Origin of the sequence: Blastochloris sulfoviridis, from assembly GCF_008630065.1 — a bacterium.
Classification (GTDB): domain Bacteria; phylum Pseudomonadota; class Alphaproteobacteria; order Rhizobiales; family Xanthobacteraceae; genus Blastochloris; species Blastochloris sulfoviridis.
On the sequence record NZ_VWPL01000038.1, the window covers coordinates 1 to 20,244 of the forward strand.

The following is a 20,244-nucleotide window of genomic DNA, read 5'->3' on the forward strand; positions in this document are numbered from 1 at the left end:
GTGCCACGCCGTCTCGAATTTCGCCAAAAACGACGTCGGGTCCGTAGGTTACGAAAAAAAGGTGTTAAAGTCGGGCAAAACCTTCACGAAAATCCGCGACACGATTCAACCGCCGGCTTCCGGTGCCACGGCGCCCAGCGTCCAAGGCGCTCAAACGCCGAAATCGGGTCCGTCGACCTCGATCTCGGGTCCGGTCGCCGCCAAGGGCCGCACGGCATGATTCGGCGCGTCTGCGCTTGCCGCCAAGCTCTCCCGGCCGCATGAACTTGCCCGCACGAGCACCCGCGACTCAAAACGTCCCTTGAGACAAAGACGTGCATGGCCGGGACAAGGCCCGCCCATGACGACGGCAGGTCAAAGCCGAGGGCCGCCGGGAGGATATGGGCTGCGGGTGATAAACCGCGACGCCGATGAAATCCGGCGTGCCAACTGTCTGGTCGGCGCAGGCGCACAAACCGATTTTTCGGAGACGCAGTATATCACGCCGCGTCGCCGAACGCCGTCCCGATCGCCTCGGCCCCCTCGGTGATCGCCGCCTCCAGCCCCGCCGCAGCGGTGGCAAGGTGGGCGGCGAAGAAGCGCGCCGAGGCCACGCGCAAGCCATGATGCGGGTCGGTCGAGCCGGCCCGCAGCTCCGCCATGGCGGCCAGCGCCTTCTTCGCCAGATAGCTGCCGCCGGTGGCCAGCGCAAACAGCCGCAGATAGGGCGTCGCGCCCGCCAGCGCGTCGGCGGGGCGGGTCTCCACCGCGTCGAGCATCCAGCCGGTGGTCCGCTCCAGCGCATCGACCGACTGGCCGATCCACACGGCGGTCGAGCCCAGCCCGGACTCATTGGCGCCGCGCGCCTGCTGCACGATGGTGCGAAGCTCGGCGATGTGGCCGCGCGCAACCTGGCCGCCCTTGGCCGGCAGCTTGCGGGCGACCAGATCGACCGCCTGGATGCCGTTGGTGCCCTCATAGATCGCGGCGATCCGCGCGTCGCGCAGATGCTGCGCCGCGCCCGTCTCCTCAACATAGCCGGCGCCGCCGTGCACCTGCACGCCGAGCGAGGCGACCTCGACCCCGATGTCGGTGGAGAACGCCTTGGCGACCGGGATCAGCAGCGAGGCGCGGTCCTCGGCCGCGGCGCGCGCGGCGGCGGCCGGCGCAAAGGCGGCGCGGTCGAGCGCGCCGGCCACGGCGTAGCACAGCGCCCGCGCCGCCTCGGTCTTGGCACGCATCTCCAGCAGCATGCGCTTGACGTCCGGGTGCTCGACGATCGGGCTCATGCCCTCGCCGCTCCAGCCCGGGGCGCGGCCCTGGCGGCGGTCGCGGGCGTAGCTCAGCGCCTGCTGGAAGGCGCGGTCGGCGATCGCCACCCCCTGCAGCCCCACCGCCAGCCGGGCGTGGTTCATCATGGTGAACATGCAGGTCAGGCCGCGATTCTCCTCGCCGACCAGATAGCCGACGGCACCGTCGCGGTCGCCGAACTGCATGGTGCAGGTGGGCGAGGCGTGGATGCCGAGCTTCTTCTCGATGCCGGTGCACACCACGTCGTTGCGGGCGCCGAGCGTGCCGTCGTCGGCCACCAGCACCTTGGGCACCAGGAACAGCGACAGCCCGCGCGTGCCCTCGGGCGCGTCCGGCAGGCGGGCCAGCACGAGGTGGATGATGTTGTCGGTGAGGTCGTGCTCGCCATAGGTGATGAACACCTTGGTGCCGCGCAGCCGGTAGCTGCCGTCGGGCTGGCGCTCGGCGCGGGTGCGCAGCGCGCCGAGATCGGAGCCGGCCTGCGCCTCGGTGATGTTCATCGTCCCCATCCATTCGCCGGAGACGAGCTTTCCGAGATAGATCCGCTTCAACTGGTCGCTGCCATGGCTGGCGAGCGCCTCGACCGCGGACATGGTGAGCAGCGGCCCCAGGCCGAAGGCCATGGAGGCGGCGTTCCACATCTCGATGCAGGCGGCGTTGACGAGGTGCGGCAGGCCCTGGCCGCCATAGTCCGACGGTGACGACACGGCGTTCCAGCCGGCGTCGCACCAGGCGCGGTAGACGTCGCGCCAGCCGGGGGGCATGTGCACCGCGCCGTCGCGGAGCTGGGCGCCGAAGCGGTCGCCGATCTGGTTCAAGGGCGCGATCCGCTCGCCGGCGAACTTGCCGGCCTCCTCCAGGATCTGGCCCACCAGATCGGGCGTCAGATCGGGAAATGCGTGCTCCTCGGTCAGCCGGTCGAGACCGGCGACGTGGCGAAGGGTGAAGGCGATGTCGGCGACCGGCGGCTGGTAGCTCATGGCAGGATTCTCCCCCTCGTGGGCGCCGGAAACATGCAAGTGGGTCTTGCGTTTCGAATTCTTGCGTTTCGGGTTCTTGCGTTTCGGGTTCTTGCGTGGCGCTCGCGGCGGCGCTAAGTCCCTAACCCCTGCGGGTGTCGTTTATCGGGCGCAGGCGTGCGGGCGTCAACGCGGCGTTCGGCCCCCAGACGCCCGCCTCGCATGCGCCCGCCTCCCAGGCGCCCTTTGGAATCCGTCCATCGTGACCGCATCCGCCACCGCGCGCCGTCTGTCCGCCACGCCCGCGGCCATCGCCGAGGCCGTCGCGGTGCTGCGCGCCGGCGGCCTCGTGGCGTTCCCCACCGAGACGGTCTATGGGCTGGGCGCCGACGCCACCAACGAGCGGGCGGTGGCCCGCCTCTACGCCGCCAAGGACCGGCCGCGCTTCAACCCGCTGATCGCCCATGTCGACAGCGCCGAGGCGGCGGCCGCGCAGGGGCTGCTCGGCCGCCGCGCCCGGGTGCTGGCCGAGGCGTTCTGGCCCGGACCGCTGACGCTGGTCGTGCCGGCCGCCCGCAACTGCCGGGTGTGCGAGCTGGCGCGCGCCGGCCTCACCACCATCGGGTTGCGGGTGCCGGCGCACGAGACGGCGCGCGACCTGCTGCTGGCGTTCGGTGGGCCGGTGGTGGCCCCCTCGGCCAACCGCTCGGGCCACGTGTCGCCGACCACGGCGGACCATGTGATCGAGGATCTCGGCCCGGCGGTCGACCTGGTGCTCGATGGCGGCTCGACGCCGCTCGGCATCGAATCGACCATCGTCGCCTGCCTTGGCGGGCCGGGACGGCTGCTGCGGCCGGGCGGCATTCCGCGCGGCGAGATCGAGCGGGCGCTGGAGGAGCGGGTGGCGCCGCCCGACCTGCGGCCGGCCGAGGCGCTGGACGGCGAAGGGCCGCTGGCGCCGGGGCAGCTTGCCTCGCACTATGCGCCGCGCGCACGCTTGCGGCTTCTGGCCCGCGAGGTGCACCCCGGCGAGGCGCTGCTCGCCTTTGGCACCGCCGACATCGCGGGCGCGGCCGGCGCCGTGGCGCGGCGGGATCTGTCGGCCGTGGGCGATCCGGTCGAGGCGGCGGCCAATCTCTATGCGCATCTGCGCGCGCTCGACGCCACGGGCGTCGCGTCCATCGCGGTGGCGCCGATCCCCGAGGAGGGGCTGGGCGAGGCCATCAATGACCGGTTGCGGCGGGCCGCCGCGCCGCGCTGAGATCCTCCCACCGGATCGCGATTTTGCCACCGGCGGCACCGGCATGCTTGAATTCCGGCGCCCCCCGGCTTACAGAACGCCCCTCGACGGCCGCGTGCAGCTGTAGCTCAGTTGGTTAGAGCGCCTGACTGTGGATCAGGAGGTCGGTGGTTCGAGTCCACCCAGCTGTACCAAAACCCAAATCGAAAAATCAGTGGCCTACGGTCAGGGCGCCGCGGTGAAGCGATGCCCCGGCAGCGCCGCAAGATGCCAGGTGCTGCCCGGGGCGCCTTCGAATCCCTGCGGTATGGCCATGAGCCTTTTTGCCCGCCAGCAGCGACCTGGAGCCTCCGCCGATCCGATTGAACCAAGCGGACGCTCGAAACCTTCGAGTTGTCGCATTCTCTTCCACAAGACCGGCGCCCAGTCTTGCGGATAGCGCTCTAGCGGCGCACCGTCTCGACGGCCGACAGCAGATCGTTCACTTGCCGGCGGACGGCCTCCAGCCGGAACGCTTGCGGCAACAGGCAGGGCCGCACCGCAGCTGGAGACGGCGCCGCGGCAAGGCCCTTTATGGCGTCGACCAGCTGCCTCCCGGCCGGCGCGATGGTCACCGGCGAAACCTCCGCGATGCCGCCCGCCTCAGGCGTGGCGATGACGGGCGTGCCGACGGCGAGAGCCTCCAGGGCGACGTTCGGCATCCCCTCATAGCGGGAGGGCAGCACCAGCGCGTCGGCGCCCGCCATCCAGCGCGCAGGGGTGGCGACGAACCCGGGCATGGCGACCCTCTGTTCCAGGCCCAGTTGGGCGATCGCCGCCATCAGGCGCGGCCGTTCCGGCCCTTCTCCGAGGATGGTGCAATGCGCGTCCTTCGGCAGCTGGGCCGTGGCCTCGATCAGGCGGTCGAACCCCTTGGCCGGGACGAGGCGTCCGACCGCCACCAGGCGCAGCCCCGGCCCCGGATGCCGATGAGGCGGCACGGCTGCCTGCCGCAGGTTGTCGACATCCACCGGATTGGGCAGGACGCACAGACGGCCAGCGGGGACCCCCATGCTCCGAAGCTCGGCCCGCATGCGCTCCGACGTCGCCACGACGCAATCCGCGCCGGGATAGAGCCAGCGGCAGCCGGCCTGGAAGGCGGTGGAAAACCGCAAGGTGGCGAGGCTCTCGGAGGGCATGTTGGCCTCCCGCACCACGAGCCGCGCGCCGCGCAGCAAGGGGCGCGCGGCCAGCAAAGGCAGGTTGAGATAGGTGAATGTCGAGAAGACAGCGTGCGGCCGCAGGTCGCGCAAGGCGGCAATGAGGCGGGGCAGCCCCGTCCGCAGGCGGCGGTGGCCCAGGCCGAGGACCGGCACGTCGTCCGGCACCGCCGCGCTCAGCGGGCCGATCGGGTCGAGCACCACCAGCATCGGGCGGAGGGCGGTCCGGTCGACGAGTCTCAGCAGATTGAGCGTCACCCGCTCGGCCCCGCCGCCGGCAAAGGACGGCAGGACGAAGGCGGCGACCGGGCGGCCGCCGGCGCACTGTGACGCCGTCATGGCTCACCCACGATCACTCGAGACCGGAACGTCCGGCGGCGGAAGGAGATCGGCGGAGACATCGTCGGGATGGATGCTGCGAAGTCTGATAGGGAAAAATTCACAGTTGCGCAAGCCGCCGAAAGACGAACAGGTCAGTATGGTTGGAGAACCCGGCCAGCAGGCGTTCGGCCGGGCGATAGGCCAGTTTCCACACCACTTTTAGCGGCCAACGTAGGAGTGGGAATTCGTCGCTGAGACCGGTGATTCCGTTGAGAGGACGGCGTTCCAGCAGTTCGAACCCTTGCCGCTGAACGCGGGCAGCGATGCCTGCACCGGGCAGGGCAAACTGGTAGAAATCGTCTGGTGTCGGTGCATCCGTCGGCCACGGGCGATAGAGTCCTGCCTTCGCCTTCAGGCGCCGCAAAGGCGACATGGCAGGGACGGTCACGAACAGGAGGCCCGAGGGGGCGATTATCCGGTAGGCCTCGGCGATAATCGCGTCGTACCCGTCATAGAAATGTTCGATGACGCCGAGCGACCAGTATCCGTGATAGAAGCCGTCGGAAACTTCGATGCGTCGCACATCGCAGTGCGATATCCGCAACTCGGGGAAGGAAGCGTTCAGGGTCGCGACGATACGGCTCGCATAGTCTACGCCGTAGGATTCATAGCCGGCATCGGCCAGCGCCTTGACCTTGTCGCCCAGACCACATCCGCCGTCCAGCACCCGCGAGCCCGGGGGCAGGAACCTGCGGGTGACCTCCACGACCATTCGGCAGCCGGGGCTCCTCGAACTCTCCCTCAGCACTCGTTCCAGCTGGGCCTTGCTCCAGTGGCCATCCCAGTAGCCTTCGTCCGAGGAGGCGCCCCGGTAGACCAGTCGGTTATTGGAATGGTCGTAGTATTTGGTGCGGGGGCGAGGGGTTTCAGTGGCCAAGATGAGTCTCCAGATAGGCGGCGTAGCGGTCCGGCAGGCTGCCTGCGGTGCCGCCATTGACGACCTGGAACAACAGGCGCTCGACCCCTTCCTTGCCGTAGGGCCGGTGGGAGGGATCGGCCGAGAGGGCCGACAGCGCCTCGTGCAGATCGTCGCGGCAGCGCAGGATCCACCCCGCGTCGAGCATGGCGTAAACGCTGCGGTTGGCGTTGACGTAATCGAGGCAGAGCGCGGTCTTGTCCTTCCAGTAGGCTTCGAGTGCGATGCTCGACGACCAGAACATCACCGCATCGGCCCAATCGATCAGGGACGAGCTGGAGGCGTCGCTGTCGAAGACGATGTTGTCGAACCTTTTCCCACCAAAATAGGACATTTTCCGCGTGTGAGGCTTGACGACGACCGAGATATCTTCGAACTCGGCCAGGAAGGTGAAGGTTCTCTCGACCTCGGCCCAGAACGTGTTGGTCTCTGGACTGGAGAGGAAGAACACCATCTTTGTGTTCCGTCCTGGCCGCGTATAGGGCTTCACGCGTGCTTGGCGGTACGTCAGCCATTCGGGCGAGAAGCGGATGCTGCCGAGAACGTCGGTGCGGTCGACTAGGCTGCTCTTCAGCCCCAGCAGCTCGAAGGTGCGGATCACCGCCTGACAGTAATAGGGGTCGACGACGGCAACACGGTCGAAGACCGAGTAATCCGCATGGCGGATATGATACTTCGGATCGAGGGTGACATAGCCGGTGCTGCGTAGGGCGTTGATATTGCCCATTGGTGAGACCGGCAGGCATATGACTTTCGGAATACCGAACGCCCGCAGGGCCTTGACCAGTCCGCCGACACTGGCCGTGCGGTTGAGGTCGAACACCGCCAGGGCGGGAACGGGGCCGTTGCCGAAGGTGCGCCGGACGGCGGCAAGGGTCACGCTCTCGTCGACGCGCAATCCCATGCACAGACGCGGCACGCTGTGGTTCGGATCGAGCCGCCCGCGTACCCGGTCGGCGAATCGGCGGATGCGGCCGGCCGTCAGCATGCGGCGGTTGAGCCCGATCGCGTCTCCGAGCCACATCACCCGCACCCTGTCCGCAAAGGTGTTCTGGAGAAAGGCAAGGTTGGCATCGCTCTCGAAGCGCCAATCGTCGCTGTAGACGACGATGTCCGCCACCATTTCAGGGCGCACGGTCAGGAAGTAGTAGATGGCCGGGGTGATGTTGTCGCAATCGTTGAAGGCGCGCAGGAAGAATGCGATCCGGTTTGCGTCCACGGCGGTCATGGCGTGATCACCGCTCCGCGGCCGAACGCGCATCGGCGGTCAGGAGAGGCCGCACCCGCTGAAAGGCAGCCTTGCTGCGCACTTCCACCGCCGCCAGCGAGTCGGCCAATTCCAGGATGGTGGTGCGGGATCCGAACCGCTTGCCGCTTCGAATGACCGCAGGCAGCGACACGCATCCCAGGCCGGGCAGGGCCACATGCAGCGGCTCGCGCTCGTCGCGGCGGCGCAGGAAGCCGTCGATCCGCTGGAATTCGGAGCCCTCGCGGACCCAGCACGGCCGAAACTCCGCGACGCCCGCCACCAGGGTCTGGGCGCCGCAATTGAAGAATTCCTCAAGCAGTCGGTCCAGGAAGCCGGCCTGGCGGAAGGGATGGGTGATTTCGAGGGACAAGACGGCATCGGGGAAACGCCCGCTCTCTTCCAGGCGTCTCAACTCGAAGGCCAGCACGTCGTCGAAGCGGGCATGGCCCTCGGCCAGTTCGGGCGGGCGTAGATCGGGGACGACGAAGCCACGGTCCCGCGCCATGCCGGCCAGAGCCGGATCGTCGGTGGAGACCAGGATGGCCGACAGTTGCCGGCTTTCCGAAAGGGACGCCAGGGTGCGGTCGAACAGCGCTTCCATCTCGCCGCGGTCGAGATCGGCCAGGGATGCGCGAACCGGCAGGACCGCCACCGTATCGAGATGGGCCGAGCGGAACGGTCCCGAGGCTTCGTGACCCGCCGCCTTCTCCGCCTCCATGATCCGGACCACGCTTTCGGCGCGGCGGACGTCGTTGTTCTGGTGGATGCCGTGGTGGTGATAGACCGGGGCATCGGGCTCATAGACAATGTGCATGCCGGCGCCCAGCACGTCCTTGGCCCACAGCCGGTCCTCGATGTTGGTCACGTCCTCGTCAAACGGGAAGCGCTCCCAGACATGGCGCGGGACCATGCTGTTCGCGTTGTGGAAGAACGGGTCTTTGTACTGGACGCGCCGGTCGAGGCCAAAGGTGATCAGCAGGTCGCGCTTGTCCGAAGGCGACGAGAAGCTCACCGGCACTTGGCGCCCGTAGACCCCGGCCAGATCCTTGGCGCCGTCGAAATTCGCCAGCAGCCGGGCCAGCCAGTTCTCATTGACCGGAATGCAATGGGCGGACAGGCAGACGATATAGTCGCCCGATGCGGCGCGGATGCCGTCATTGATGGCCCGGCCTGGCAGAAACTCCTCGACCCGGACCAGCTTGAGGCCGGGCATGATGGCCTGAGCCTTGTCCACCGTCTTGTCGGTGCTGGCGTTGTCGACCAGGACCACCTCGACCGGCATGTCCACCCTCTGCGCCATGACGGCTTCGAGGCAGGGCCGCATCCAGCGTTCTTCGTTCTTGGTGCGGATGATGATGGAGATCATTGGTCAGTCCAGACGCCGTAGCGTTTGAGGCGGGATTTCTCGACCGTCAGGGTCGCGTTGGCACGCAGGTGCAACAGGCCGAGGACCGGAAGGAATCGGTCGAGCAGGGCGAGGTCGTAGGGCGTCGCCGCGGTGACCGCGCGGCGGGTCAGCCTCTCGATGAGGCGCTGCAGCGGGGTTGCGCTCAGGACAAGAGATGCCTTCAGCCGGTTCTTCTTGGCGAGGCGGAGTGCATCGCCGGTCGTGATGTAGTTCAAATGGTACCAAACGTATTCACTCTGATAGCGGACGTAATCCTCAAGGGTGAAGCCGCGCGCCAGCTTCTCGGCCTTGTACGCGCCCCTGAACTTGCCGAGGCCGAGCCGGGAGGCCCAACGTACCAGTCCGGCCACCGTCTCGATATCGCGCGCCTTGTGCACCAGGGGAAGGTGCAGGTGTCCGTCCCACAGATTCTCGCGCGGCGGAAAGCGATGGATGCCGAACCCGGCGGGGGTCAACACTCGGGCGTGTTCGGCGAAGAATAGCGCGTGGTCGGCCACATGTTCGAGCACCTGATTCGAGACAATGCAGTCGAAGTGGCCGTTGGGGAAGGGCCAGGGGTCGCGGTCGGAACACAGGTGCAGGTGTTGGCGCCAATCCACCTCGGGTACCGATTCGGTCAGGCTGGCCACGGCGCGCGCCGTGTAGCCTTCCTCGGCGGCGCGATGCTCGGTCACCTCCAGCCCGTGGATCTCCACCTTGCGGCCGCTCAAGCTCGCTTCCAGGATCCGGTACAGGTCCGCCATCAGGCGGCCGCGGCCGCAGCCGACATCGAGCACCCGGAACACCGGCCCGGCCCCGGCGGCATCGCTGCGCGCCAGCAGGGTCATGATGCTGCGGCCGAAATGGGCGCCATAGGAGTCTGCCGAAAGCGGTGCCGACATCCTTTTCCCCCTATGCGGTCGGCCGGGCGGTCGCGGCCACGGCGAACATAAGCTCGTGCAGGCGGCGGCCGGTCGCTGGTTCCTCCGCCGGAGCGCAACGCCCCTCGGCAAAGGCGGTGAACAGGCCCAGATAGTGGTTGAGCAGACGCTCGCCCGAGGTCGCGAAATCGGCCAGGACCAGCCGTTCGCCCGCCGGATCCGTCAATTCGATCTTCTGGCGGCTGTGGTCGAGGAGCAGGCTCGCGCCCCGGCTGAAGCCGAGGCGGGTCTGCTTGTGGTTGATGCCCTGCGTCCAGCGGGTCAGGATCTTGCCCCGCCCAGTGTCACCGAAGGTGAAGCGAGCCTCCACCTCCACCGTCACGCCGCTGGGGCCGCGGCGGCGAAGATCGGCGCTCTCCGGCTTCAGCCTGCGGGCGTCGACGAAGGCGGCGACCACCGACAGCGCGTTGATGCCGCTGTCGCTCCAGCAATCGCCCAGCGAGACGGCGGCCGGAACGAGTTCGCCCATGGTGGTGACATAGGGGTCGGTGAAGGCGCAGTCGAACTCGACCGGTTCGTCCAGGGCGGCGCCCTCGGCGGCCAGCCAGAGCCGCGCCCATTCGACCTCGCGCCCGTGGGCGGCATGGAAGGCGAAGTGGACCCTGGCGCCGGTGGAAGACGGTGCCATCAGCGCCTCCAGCTCCGCGCGGGAGCGGGCGGCGGGCTTTTCCACCAGCACCGAGTGGCCCCTCGCCATCGCCGCCAGGGCGACCTCCGCATGGGTGTCGTTGGGCGTGGCGACGACGACCGTGTCGAGAGGGGTGTCGAAGAAAGGCTCGACGGCGTCGAAGAACGCCACGCCCGGCGGAGCCAGGGCAGCGAGGGCGCGGTCGCGGTCGCACAGCGCCACCACCCGCAGGCCCGACACCCGTTCGAGAGCGGCCAAGTGGACCTTGCCGATATGGCCGAGGCCGATCAGGCCCACCCGCATCTCATCGGCGCCCGCCATTACGCAAGCCGTCCGTCCTGGCGCAATTCCATGATCTGCCCGGCCAGATCGAAATCCTCGGGCCGGTCGATATCGATGGAGTCGAGCTTGGACATCTCGACGAAGCCGACGCGCCCGCCCAGCCGGCAGCCGGTCTCCATCAGCAGGTCGCGCCGCATGGCATAGACTGCCTTGTTCTCGATCCACTGGTTCCAGCCCTCGAGCTGGTTGGGGCCGCGCTTCGCCGGATCATAGTTAACCGGCGCCACCTGCCCGGAATTGCCCTCCCGCCGCCAGATGTACGAGCGGTCTTCGCGCAGGGTGAGCGCACTGTCGAATCCCTGGTTGAGGACAAGGTCAATGCAGTCGGTGATGTGCCGGCTCCGGCGCAGGGGCGACGTGGGATAGAGCAGGACCACCACGTTGATCCGCGCCCCTTTGGCCTCCAGATCGGCGACCGCCCACTGCAGCAACCGATCGACTTCCTGGAAGGTGTTGTCGTGCCAGAATTCCTCGGGACGAGACTGCGTCTCGACGCCCAGGCCCTCGGCCACGGCGCGTATTTCGGGGTCCTCGGTGTTGACCACGTAGCGGTCGATCAGCGGGCAGGCACGGGCCGCTTCGATGGTGTGCTGGACCAGCGGCTTGCCGGCCAGCGGCTTGATGTTCTTACGCGGCACACCCTTTGAACCGCCGCGGGCGGGGGTGATGGCGAATACTGTCATGACGGGGCTGTCTCGGAGACGTGAACTACGAAGGAGCGGCCGGAAACGCCGAAATCGCGATAATGCGTCAGCCTGATCAGGGGATTCCGCGCCAGCCACTCGTTGGTGGCGCGGATCTCGCCCTTGAGCGGGTGGCCGCCGAAACCGAACCAGTCATCGAAGCAGATGATGCTGCCGGTCTGAAGAAAAGGGACGATGAAGTCGAGAACGGGAACGGTGGATTCATAAAGGTCGCAATCCACCCACACGATGGCTGACTTGCTGGGCGCCAGGTCCCGCTGAAGCCGCGGCGTCAGCGACTGGTCGAAGACCCCCTTGACGCAATGGACGGTGCTGATGTCCACGCCGGCGCGCTTGAGGTTGTCGAGGAACTGCTCCTGCGAGCAGGCATATTGGCGTTCCTGGAGCTTCTCACCCGTCTCGGCGCTTGCCGGCAGCCCTTCGAAGGAATCGAAGGCGAAGAATCGGGTCGGGCGGCCGCAGCGCCGGGCCATGCGATAGGTGTGGATCATGGCGCGGCCGCGAAAGACCCCGAACTCGAAATACTCGCCCTCGACCTTCCATGACGTGGTGGTCGGAAAGGCCAGCTGCAGCATCTCGTGCTTCTTGTTCTTGGGCGGTCCGACGGCATTCTTCAGCTGCGCCACCAAGGGGCGCAAAGGATGTATCTCGAGTTCCATCCCGTCGTCCTGAAATGCTCGGTCAGCGAGCACGCAGGCTGTCCTGGCGAACGACCACGAACACTTCCCCCGCGACCTCCCGGATGACGATGGGGGGATGGTGCGCATCGCAATGCGCCAGGATAGACTGCATTTTCTTGCGCATCGTCGAGCAGGTGATTTCCGTCTCTTGTGTGCCGCGAGAACGCTGCCGCCCGCGCGCCATGTCGATGGCGCGCTTGATAGCACGAAGCGGCTGAGTGCGGGCCCCTTTTTTCAGGAGGCGGCGCAGGCGCTCCGGGCTGTCCGGGGCCGTGAAGGCGATGTCCCGCAGGACTGCAGCGATCCGCACGCTGGCGAAAGGTCCGGTGCGCCCGTACATCATTCGGTCGAAGATCGCCTCGCGCTCGGCGCGGCCGACCTGGAGCCGGTCCCGTTCCCCGGCGGCGACGGCCCGCAGGAGATCCACGGCCTCCGCCTCGTCCTCCACCTCCAGGCTGAGAGCGTTGGGCAGATAGGGTTCGTGGTCGGGGTGCTTCACCGGCCGGTAGCTGATGACCGGCACCTCCGCCAGGAAGGCCTCCGTGCCTGTGGTGCAGCTGTTGTGGATGACGGCCTCGGCGGCCAGCATCCAGGGCACGGAACTATGGGAGTGCAGGATCAGCACGTTCTCCGGCACCGTCTCGAAGCTCGCCAGCCAACTCGCTTCGCGTTCGGTGAAATGGGGGCGGACAATGATCTTGTGGTCGGGCAGCGCCCGCGCCGCAGCTTCAATGAGAGCCACCATGTACCGGTGCTTGTCGAGCCGGTAGTGGTACTGCGCGTAGAACTTCTCCTTTTCCGTCGGCACATCGCGGACGATGCCGCGATCGACGTAGCTTCGCCAGCGCGCATCGACTTGGCCTTCCAGGATCCATCCGCCCGTGCTCGAATTCACCAGGAAGAACCGGCCATACGTGGCCCGCAACTCGTCGGCCAACGCCTGATAGGCGCCCCGCAGGGGATGGCGCAGCATGTCGAACCGCGGGTGGCCGGTGATCTGCACCAAGCCGTGCATGGCCTCGGGCAAGGCGGAGCGCAGGACATCCGCGTGAAAGTCACCCCAGCAGAACGCCGCCTCGGTGAGGGACAACGCCTCCGGCGAGACCAGGTTGGTGCGATAGTGGTCCTTGTCGTGAAAGGACGTCGCCTCTTCGTCGAAACAGACGACCTTGTGGCCGGCGGCCCGATAGATCTCGAAGACGGGCTTGCGAGTCCCCACGAAACGGAAATCCATGTAGATGCCGCGCGGCAGTCTCTCGGCCAGAGCGCGCAGCGCCCCGGTCCGGCCGATGACGACGTTGAAGCCGTCGCGGATCAGCGTCGCGGCGAGCCAGAGCTTGGAATCCAGCTCGCGCGCCTGCTTGTGGACCGTGATCAGAACCCAGGGGGCGTCGTGGTCCACGCGCATGCTGTGCCACCTCATGAAAGCTCGGGTCCGCTGCCCAGGACTTCGCGCGTCAGCAGATCGCGCGCCAGGGTATCGATCTCGTCGAGGACATGCCGAGGCACCGGCACGCCCTGCACCGATCGCTCGGCCCAGGCCGCCTTCTCCGGATCGCCCGGCACCAGCACCGGCACCCCGGAGCGGATGGCCGGCTCCGCCCGAACCCGCTCGGCCAGGTCCTGCAGTTCGGCCTTGAAGGCGCCGACGTCGCGGAAGGCGGCGACATTGAGGGCGCAGAAGAACTGGCCGAGGTAGCGCTTCCGGCTCATCGGCGCCCCGAACATCGGGCTCACCTGATCCCCGGCGGGCATCCCGCTCAGGACGGCGCAGAGAATGTCGACCATCATCGACAGGCCGAACCCCTTATAGTCGCCGATGGGCAGCAATTGGGCGGCCTCGGCCGGGTCGGTGGTCTCCATGCCTGCCGCATCGGCGACCAGGCCGGGGGGCAGCGTCTGCCCGGCTGCGGCTGCCGCCTTGACGGCATTGAAGGTGATCCCCGTCGTGGCGGCGTCGAAACAGAAGGGCTCCTCCCTGGCCATGGGCGCGACCAGACAGATCGGGTTGTTGCCGAAGAACGGCCGGTTGGACGCTGGCGTCTTCACCCGCGCCGTGGCGTGCGTGAAGACGATGCCCACCATGTCGTGGCGGGCCGCTTCATGCGCGAAGAAGGACAGCGCTCCGCAGTGGCTGGAGTTGTGCACCGACACCGCCCCGATACCGGCCTCGCGGGCCAGCCCGATGGCATGGCCCATGGCCGTCATGCCGGCGGCATGTCCGAAGGTGTGGTCGGCATCGAGCAGTCCCGTCGCCGGCGCCGTGCGCTCGAAGCGCATGTTCGGGTCGGGCGTCAGGCGGCCGCCGCGGACGCCCTCCAGATAATGCGGCAACAGGCGGATGCCGTGCGAATCAATGCCGCGCAGGGAGGTCCAGACCAGACCGCGGGCGGTGACCTCTGCCACATCGTCCCGCACGCCCGCGGCGCCCAGCAGCTGCCGCGCCGTCTCCTCCAGGCGCGCGGCCGGCACGCGGGGCAGGTCGCTGCACTCTGCGCACGAGGTTTTGTCGGCCAAGGATCGCTCCGATTGTTGGAAAGCCGGGCGGACGGGCAGCCCTGCAGGACGGAGGCGGCAGGAGGTGCCCCGGTCGGCGTCAAGGTGCATATCGGCCGGAGCGGGTCAAGTCGCGCCGGGCCCGAGCGGTCAGGCATGGGTCGGAGCGGCCTCCTCCAGGAGCCGGCGCAGCAGCGCCAGGTCGCTCGGCCGTTTGACCTGAACGCTGTCTTCCGCCGACATTTCCATATAGGCGATCGTCTCGCCGAAAATGTCCGCGTCGCCCAGCACCTCCCACCACAGCGCCAGGAAGGCGCCGTTGAAGCGGTAGAGACGCTCGCGGTCGTAGGTGAGGTTCTGCATCCGCCCCGGATTGAGCAGCTTCAGCCCCTGCGGCCCGTGGGCGAAGATGGGCTCGCGCTCCTCCGTCACCGAGACCACGGAGTCGCTGCATGTGATGCGCAGGATATCGATGCCCTTCTCGACGTGTTCGCGCCGCCGCAGCGGCGCGTGGATGCTGAGGAAGGCCACCGCGTCCGGATAGCTCCCGCGCTCCGCACGATAGGCTTCTCCCGCATGCTGCAGGATGGCCTGAATGGGCAGCGGCGCGGCCGGAGCGCTCTCGCTGCGCAGCGTCTGCATGTAGGGGCCGATGGTGCCGGTGTCCTCAAGCCGCCTGGCGTAGTCGAGGACATTCGGGCTGGTCGTGGAAATCATCACATCGGTGACGCCGGCCGCACCCTGCGCCGCGCCGAGGGCGTGCTGCAGCAGGCTCTGCCCGCCCACCTCCTGATAGGGCACGTCCTCGAAGCCCGGATAGGATTCCTTGACCGCTATCACCGCCAGACAGGAGGGCTTGTAGCTGCCCTCCATCTGCTGGCGCAGCTTGCCGAAGATCCGGGCGCGCGCCGTGAGCAGGCGGTTGGAGTCGCGGCTGAGCGAGGCGCCGTGCTGCCGGTAGTAGAACAGGGGCGCATCCAGGCTGACCGCCTTCACCCGGTTCATCAGCTTGTACCAAAGCTCCCAGCCATCCTGGGCGTCGACGTCCTCGGAATAGCCGCCAACCGCCTTGAGGGCCCGGGTGCGCACCATGGTGCAGGCGCCATGCGGCGGAAGGTGGCCGACCACGTCCTCCTGCCCCAGCTTGTAGCGTCGCTCCATGCCGAGCACGCGCCCGTCGGGGTCGGTATAGAAATAATTGCCGTAGACCAGCCCGATGGCGGGCTCCGATTCCAGCTTGGCCACCATGAGCAGAAGCGCCGACTCATCCAGCCAGTCGTCGGCATCCAGGCGCATGATGTAGCGGCCGCGCGCCTTTTCGAGCACGCTGTTGGCGGTCTTCTGGAGACCACGCGGCGCCGCGTGGGTGATGACGTGGATCCTGTCCGGGCATTCCGACCGCAGCCGCTCGGCCACGATCGGCGTCTCGTCCTCCGACGCTTCGTCGATGATGAACAGCTCCCAATGCGGATAGAGCTGCGCATGGATGCTGCGGATCGCCTGCTCCAGGAACCGGCCATAGTTCCGGCAGGGCACGTAGAGGGTCACAAGCGGCGGATCGGCGAACAGGCCGGAAATCGAGGCCATGGGTTTCGTCCAAAACTCTCAGGAGGCCGGCCGCCGGCCGCAACGCGGGAGCCCGGCGCAGGCGCACGTCAGCGGCGCACCTTGAAGACGGCGTGAATCTGGCTGCTCTTGCGCTTCTTGTCGATCACCAGCTGAAGGTCGTCGAGGATGTCCTCGAACTGCTCCCGCCACGGCTCGATCATGCCCGCCTGACCGGGCGTCTGCGCCAAGGAGACGAGCACCGAGCGGTGGTAGTCCATCATGTCGGTGCCGAACCACCAGGCGCCGACGCGCTCGAGGCCAAACTCGGCTTCCATGTTCCGGATGGACGCATCGGTGAACAGGTGGGTGTGGCCCACCGCAAGCTGCCGCGGCATGACCTGCGGAAACACCATCTCGTTGTAGATGGTCGGGGCGAACATCGGCACGCAGATATAGACGTAGCGGACGGCCGGATTGGAGCGCACCGCGCCGAGGATCTCGCGCGGGTTCTGCAAGTGCTCGAACACGCCGATGAAGGTCATCACATCGGCCGGAATCTCCCGGCACAGGCCAAGCGTGTCCTTGAGGCCGATCAGCGAGAGGGGCGCGGAGGGCATCATCCAGTTGCCCAGCGCCACCTGCGCCTGACCGACCTCGTAGCCGGCGACCTGCGTCAGCCCCAGCTCCTGCAAAGCGGCAACGAAATAGCCGGCTCCGGCGCCCATGTCGGCGTAGCGCAGGGCTGCTGGGTCCTTGTTCTCATGGCGCAAGACATCGAGAAGGAACCTCGCCTTGGGTTCGTAGATCCGCTCGCGCCGGCGGACATAGGCGGCGGCATCGGCCGAGGAATAGGCTTCGGCGTAGTCCTTGCCCTCATCCGAGGTGTAGACGGCTTCGCAGAAGGCGTCGGAATCCTCGTGCATGCCGTTCAGATGGCTGCATCTGGTGCAGATGACATAGGGGATGGTGTGCTTGACGAACGAGGGCGTGCCGGGCAGCGGCGCGTTGCAGATCTTGCAATGCGTCCGCCGCGGCTGGGCCGTGTAGATGGCCGCGTACTTCAGGGCCCGCTCCAGCCACTTGCCATTGTCCTCGAAGAAGGACGTTTTCAGGTCGGCGATGTCGCGGAAGCTCTTGCCGAATTTTTCAAATGTCATCGGGCGCCCAGTCGTTTTGTGAGTCGTCGTAGTCTTCGCCGCGCGTCAGGGCTCGGAAGGCCGCGATGTCGCGTTTCGCCTGCAGCCCGATCAGCCGGTCGAAATCCCGGGCATCGGTGCCGTGGTTGGGACGCAGGACCGTTAGGTCGGCGGTCGTCAGCGTCTCGCCCGCGCGCAGCGGACGGTTGGCGTAGACGGCCCGACGGAAGGACTCGACATGGCCCTGCGTCACTTCGGACGCCTCCGGCTGCTTCAGGGCGTGCCCGCGAAGCGCCCTGATCTGCTTTAGGTCCCGCTTCAGTTCCTGCACCTCACCGACGGTCAGCGATACGAAATGGTCGCGGAAGGTCTTGCCCTCGCGGCTGTCGGTGAAATGGAATTCCAGCACCTCGGCGCCCATGGCCGCAGCGGCGCGCAAGGCAGCGCCACCGACGGTGTGGTCCGAATAGCCGACGGCAACGCCGGTCGCAGCGCGCAGGGCGTCCATCACCCGCAGATTGGCGTCGCTGTCGGGGATGGGATACATCGACGTGCATTGCAGCAGGCACAGCCATTCCGGCCGCCGGTAGCGGGCGTCCACGGCCTGGATCTGGGCCACGGTCTGCAGCACCTCGTCCATGGTGGCGAGCCCGGTGGACAGCAGGATCGGCTTGCCGCGCCGGGCGAAGGCGCGGACCAGCGGCCAAGCCGTCAGATCCCCGGAGCCGATCTTGTAAAACGGCATGTAGGGCTCGACAAGATCGAGCATCTCCATGTCCCAGACCGAGGACAGGTAGCCGACGCCCGCGTCGGTGCACATCCGCGCCAGCGCCACATGCTGCGCAGGCTCCAGTTCGAACCGCTGGAAATGCCTGTAGCGGTCCGGGCTCTCCACCGGGTTGACCAGCGTCGCGCCGCGATAGATCTGGAACTTCACGCAGTCGGCGCCGCTTTCGATCGCCAGCGCCGTCATCGCCTTCGCTGTCTCGAAATCGCCCTCGTGGTTGCCGCCGATCTCGGCGATGAGGAGCGGGCCGCTCTCCCCCTGCCACGGACTGGGCTCCGGCTCCTGCATGAGAAGGGCGTGGAGACGCGGCAGCCCCACCGATGCCGGATGATCGCCCAGGCGGGCCAGCAGCGCGGCGGCGCGCGAAAGATCCTCCGGCGTGTCCAGCGCCAGATGCATGCCGGCGGCCTCCGGGCAGGTCCGGTTGATGTAGATGTGGCGCCGCCCGACGTCGGGGTTCTGGTAGAGCCAGGAAGTCACGTGCTCGCGGTGGTGCGGGTCGCTCACCCCGGCCAGCACGGCACGGTAGAAGGGCACGCCGACGATCTCGACGCTCATGCCATAGGGAAAGGTTCGCCCCGGCACATTGGTCACCATGTCGAAGACACCGGTCTCGGCAATGGCGACCATGGCGTGCAGCGTCGCAGGGTCGACGAACAGGTTGTCGCCATTGATGCGGACCGCATGGTTCCACCCCAGCTCTTCCGCACAGGCGAGGAAGCGTCCGGCCACGTCCTCCGCCGCGCCGCGGAAGCAGGGAACGGCCGACCGGCGGCAGAATTCCGCAATCGGATCGTCGCAGGACCGCGCCGAGGTCGCCACCACGACCGGATGGCCGGGCACGGCCTGATGGACGCGGTCCAGGATATGGCCGAGCACGCTCCGCCCCCGGAGATCCCTGAGGATCTTTCCGGGCAGACGCCGGGAATCGTACCGGCAGAGGATTAAGATACCAGTTGTCACACGCGTTCGCCGATTATCTTGGCCGGGGTTCCGCCGACGATCGTATTGGCGGGGACGTCTTCGCGCACCACGGCGCCCGCCGCGACCACGGCTCCGTCGCCTATGGTCACCCCTTTCAGGATGACGGCATGGGTGCCAATCCAGACGTCCGAGCCGATGGTGATCGGCGCCGCCACGTTGGCTTGGCGGTTCATCAGTTGCCCTCGCCGGGTTCCGTGGTCGCTGTCCACGATATGGACGAAGGGGGCGATCATGCAGTCGTCGCCAATGCGGACCTCGGCCGAAGCATAGATCAGGGTGTAGAAACCGACCGTCGTCCGAGCACCAACCGTGACCCGAGCCGCCGCCCGGCAGGGGCAGAGATGGGCGCCCTGCTTGACGATCGCATGGGCTCCCAGCGTGATATTCTGCGGATAGCGCAACAGGCTCGTGCCGGCAGAGATGATCGCGCCCTCGCCAATGGCGACGCCGCGCATCCGGTGCCACGTGCTGCGCAGGCGATGGACCACGGACCGCTGCGTATGCCCCCGGAGCTGGGCATTGGCCACCGCATCTTCTGCGGCGGCGGGCGCCTCTGGACGCTGCGGCCGGTCAGCCACCGAGCATCTCCTTCGCCGTCATCACCTCGCCGCATGTGCCGGCCGTGACGATAAGATCCTTCCCGATCGCGAAAAGGACGTCGCGCTGCCGCACCGTGCTCAGGTGATGGCCGATCATGACAAGCGTACAGTCCCGCCTCAACCCGTCCAGCGCCTGCATTGCCGCGGCCTCGGTCTCGCCGCCGGGGGCGCTGGTCGCCTCGTCCCGGACCCGCACGGCCGGAGCACCGTCGAGCGCCTGTGCCAGATTCTGCCGCTGCCGGTTGCCGCCCGACAAGCGGTTCCCGTGGCCTCCGATCCGCGTGTCATAGCCTCGCGCCATTTCATTGACAACGAAATCGTGGCGCGGCGCCATTCGCGCAACATGACCTCCCAAGCCCCCGGAGGCCTCATGCAGTTTCCGGTTGATCCCTTCGGGATGCCAGAAACGGCCTCGCCGGAACATTGGAGACGGCAAGGAGGATCAGGGCTTGCCGGCGTCGCCGGCGGGGGAGTATCGCCCCGACCCAGCGGATCATAATAGATTCTATCCCTTATGCTCGCGCTTTGTGTCAGGAATCCACCGGCCACGCCCCGTCCGGTCTCGAACCGGACGCCCCGTGGCCCGGAGGTGTCGAGGAATTGAGAAGGCTGCCGCGATCCTGCTTGTCCGCGATAGCGCCGGCTTGCCCCGAGATTGGCGGGACCGCTAGCCTGTCCCGTTCATATCAATGTGCACGTGGATGCCACGGTGCTCAGCCGGGTCGCGACACCCGGCCGCCGGCCCGTTCGCTCCGGCCAATCCTAACCATAGCATAGG

The 20,244-nt window shown here is 67.4% G+C and carries 18 protein-coding genes and 1 tRNA gene; 3 read left to right on the top strand and 16 right to left on the bottom strand.

Annotation, left to right across the window (positions count from 1 at the left end; genetic code table 11):
• On the top strand, positions 1–220 hold a 220-nt coding region (locus tag F1193_RS17305), incomplete at its 5' end, for a hypothetical protein (RefSeq protein ID WP_210247385.1).
• A 259-nt stretch (positions 221–479) separates the two neighbouring features.
• Here F1193_RS17305 and F1193_RS14990 read toward each other — a convergent pair.
• Positions 480–2,270 carry an acyl-CoA dehydrogenase family protein gene (locus tag F1193_RS14990; protein WP_150098608.1) on the bottom strand — a complete coding sequence of 597 codons (1,791 nt, stop codon included), beginning with the start codon at positions 2,268–2,270 and terminating at the stop codon, positions 480–482.
• 241 nt (positions 2,271–2,511) lie between these two features.
• Between F1193_RS14990 and F1193_RS14995 the strand changes: the two genes are divergently transcribed.
• Together F1193_RS14995 and F1193_RS15000 are read left to right on the top strand one after the other, a co-directional pair.
• The gene (locus tag F1193_RS14995; protein WP_425457247.1) at positions 2,512–3,510 is read left to right on the top strand and encodes an L-threonylcarbamoyladenylate synthase; all 999 of its coding nucleotides are present in this window, start codon (positions 2,512–2,514) and stop codon (positions 3,508–3,510) included.
• Positions 3,511–3,606: 96 nt separating this feature from the next.
• Positions 3,607–3,683 (top strand) — tRNA-His (locus tag F1193_RS15000).
• A gap of 249 nt (positions 3,684–3,932) precedes the next feature.
• Here the strand turns inward: F1193_RS15000 and F1193_RS17690 are convergent.
• The 15 genes from F1193_RS17690 to F1193_RS15075 all read right to left on the bottom strand — a co-directional run bounded on the left by F1193_RS17690 (position 3,933) and on the right by F1193_RS15075 (position 19,800).
• Positions 3,933–5,027, bottom strand: a complete 1,095-nt coding sequence (locus tag F1193_RS17690) for a glycosyltransferase (RefSeq protein ID WP_150098610.1) — start codon at positions 5,025–5,027, stop codon at positions 3,933–3,935.
• Positions 5,028–5,127: 100 nt separating this feature from the next.
• Positions 5,128–5,946, bottom strand: coding sequence for a class I SAM-dependent methyltransferase (locus F1193_RS15010; RefSeq protein WP_170263690.1), 819 nt, complete (start codon positions 5,944–5,946; stop codon positions 5,128–5,130).
• Positions 5,936–7,213 carry a hypothetical protein gene (locus F1193_RS15015; protein ID WP_150098612.1) on the bottom strand — a complete coding sequence of 426 codons (1,278 nt, stop codon included), beginning with the start codon at positions 7,211–7,213 and terminating at the stop codon, positions 5,936–5,938. The genes F1193_RS15010 and F1193_RS15015 overlap by 11 nt, the downstream gene beginning before the upstream one ends.
• A gap of 7 nt (positions 7,214–7,220) precedes the next feature.
• A complete protein-coding gene (locus tag F1193_RS15020; RefSeq protein WP_150098613.1) occupies positions 7,221–8,600 on the bottom strand; it encodes a glycosyltransferase family 2 protein in 1,380 nt (459 codons plus the stop codon).
• Positions 8,597–9,523 (bottom strand): class I SAM-dependent methyltransferase, encoded by a 927-nt coding sequence (locus tag F1193_RS15025; RefSeq protein WP_150098614.1) that lies wholly within the window; start codon positions 9,521–9,523, stop codon positions 8,597–8,599. Before F1193_RS15025 ends, F1193_RS15020 begins: the two co-directional genes overlap by 4 nt.
• Positions 9,524–9,533: 10 nt before the next feature.
• Entirely contained in the window at positions 9,534–10,511 is a 978-nt protein-coding gene (locus F1193_RS15030; protein ID WP_150098615.1) for a Gfo/Idh/MocA family protein, read from the bottom strand.
• Positions 10,511–11,215, bottom strand: coding sequence for an acylneuraminate cytidylyltransferase family protein (locus F1193_RS15035; protein ID WP_150098616.1), 705 nt, complete (start codon positions 11,213–11,215; stop codon positions 10,511–10,513). The genes F1193_RS15030 and F1193_RS15035 overlap by 1 nt, the downstream gene beginning before the upstream one ends.
• Positions 11,212–11,928 (bottom strand): TylF/MycF/NovP-related O-methyltransferase, encoded by a 717-nt coding sequence (locus F1193_RS15040; RefSeq protein ID WP_170263692.1) that lies wholly within the window; start codon positions 11,926–11,928, stop codon positions 11,212–11,214. The genes F1193_RS15035 and F1193_RS15040 overlap by 4 nt, the downstream gene beginning before the upstream one ends.
• Positions 11,918–13,324 (bottom strand): surface carbohydrate biosynthesis protein, encoded by a 1,407-nt coding sequence (locus tag F1193_RS15045; RefSeq protein ID WP_170263694.1) that lies wholly within the window; start codon positions 13,322–13,324, stop codon positions 11,918–11,920. The genes F1193_RS15040 and F1193_RS15045 overlap by 11 nt, the downstream gene beginning before the upstream one ends.
• Positions 13,325–13,335: 11 nt before the next feature.
• Complete coding sequence (locus F1193_RS15050; RefSeq protein WP_170263696.1) at positions 13,336–14,433, bottom strand: Ldh family oxidoreductase; 1,098 nt, start codon at positions 14,431–14,433, stop codon at positions 13,336–13,338.
• A 129-nt stretch (positions 14,434–14,562) separates the two neighbouring features.
• Positions 14,563–15,999 carry a glycosyltransferase family 2 protein gene (locus F1193_RS15055; RefSeq protein WP_150098620.1) on the bottom strand — a complete coding sequence of 479 codons (1,437 nt, stop codon included), beginning with the start codon at positions 15,997–15,999 and terminating at the stop codon, positions 14,563–14,565.
• A 68-nt stretch (positions 16,000–16,067) separates the two neighbouring features.
• Positions 16,068–17,117, bottom strand: coding sequence for a methyltransferase domain-containing protein (locus F1193_RS15060; RefSeq protein WP_150098621.1), 1,050 nt, complete (start codon positions 17,115–17,117; stop codon positions 16,068–16,070).
• Complete coding sequence (locus F1193_RS15065; RefSeq protein WP_150098622.1) at positions 17,107–18,846, bottom strand: N-acetylneuraminate synthase family protein; 1,740 nt, start codon at positions 18,844–18,846, stop codon at positions 17,107–17,109. The genes F1193_RS15060 and F1193_RS15065 overlap by 11 nt, the downstream gene beginning before the upstream one ends.
• The gene (locus tag F1193_RS15070) at positions 18,843–19,445 is read right to left on the bottom strand and encodes an acyltransferase (protein WP_246164447.1); all 603 of its coding nucleotides are present in this window, start codon (positions 19,443–19,445) and stop codon (positions 18,843–18,845) included. Before F1193_RS15070 ends, F1193_RS15065 begins: the two co-directional genes overlap by 4 nt.
• Positions 19,438–19,800: a P-loop NTPase family protein gene (locus tag F1193_RS15075; RefSeq protein WP_150098623.1), complete on the bottom strand. Its 363-nt coding sequence runs from the start codon at positions 19,798–19,800 to the stop codon at positions 19,438–19,440. Before F1193_RS15075 ends, F1193_RS15070 begins: the two co-directional genes overlap by 8 nt.
• Between the last annotated feature and the right edge of the window lie 444 nt (positions 19,801–20,244).

Bases quoted from the DNA above. Each gene is read 5' to 3' on its own strand.
- F1193_RS14990 (WP_150098608.1), bottom strand. From the start codon at position 2,270: ATGAGCTACCAGCCGCCGGTCGCCGACATCGCCTTCACCCTTCGCCAC.
- F1193_RS17690 (WP_150098610.1), bottom strand. From the start codon at position 5,027: ATGACGGCGTCACAGTGCGCCGGCGGCCGCCCGGTCGCCGCCTTCGTC.
- F1193_RS15015 (WP_150098612.1), bottom strand. From the start codon at position 7,213: ATGACCGCCGTGGACGCAAACCGGATCGCATTCTTCCTGCGCGCCTTC.
- F1193_RS15020 (WP_150098613.1), bottom strand. From the start codon at position 8,600: ATGATCTCCATCATCATCCGCACCAAGAACGAAGAACGCTGGATGCGG.
- F1193_RS15025 (WP_150098614.1), bottom strand. From the start codon at position 9,523: ATGTCGGCACCGCTTTCGGCAGACTCCTATGGCGCCCATTTCGGCCGC.
- F1193_RS15030 (WP_150098615.1), bottom strand. From the start codon at position 10,511: ATGGCGGGCGCCGATGAGATGCGGGTGGGCCTGATCGGCCTCGGCCAT.
- F1193_RS15035 (WP_150098616.1), bottom strand. From the start codon at position 11,215: ATGACAGTATTCGCCATCACCCCCGCCCGCGGCGGTTCAAAGGGTGTG.
- F1193_RS15045 (WP_170263694.1), bottom strand. From the start codon at position 13,324: ATGCGCGTGGACCACGACGCCCCCTGGGTTCTGATCACGGTCCACAAG.
- F1193_RS15055 (WP_150098620.1), bottom strand. From the start codon at position 15,999: ATGGCCTCGATTTCCGGCCTGTTCGCCGATCCGCCGCTTGTGACCCTC.
- F1193_RS15060 (WP_150098621.1), bottom strand. From the start codon at position 17,117: ATGACATTTGAAAAATTCGGCAAGAGCTTCCGCGACATCGCCGACCTG.
- F1193_RS15075 (WP_150098623.1), bottom strand. From the start codon at position 19,800: ATGGCGCCGCGCCACGATTTCGTTGTCAATGAAATGGCGCGAGGCTAT.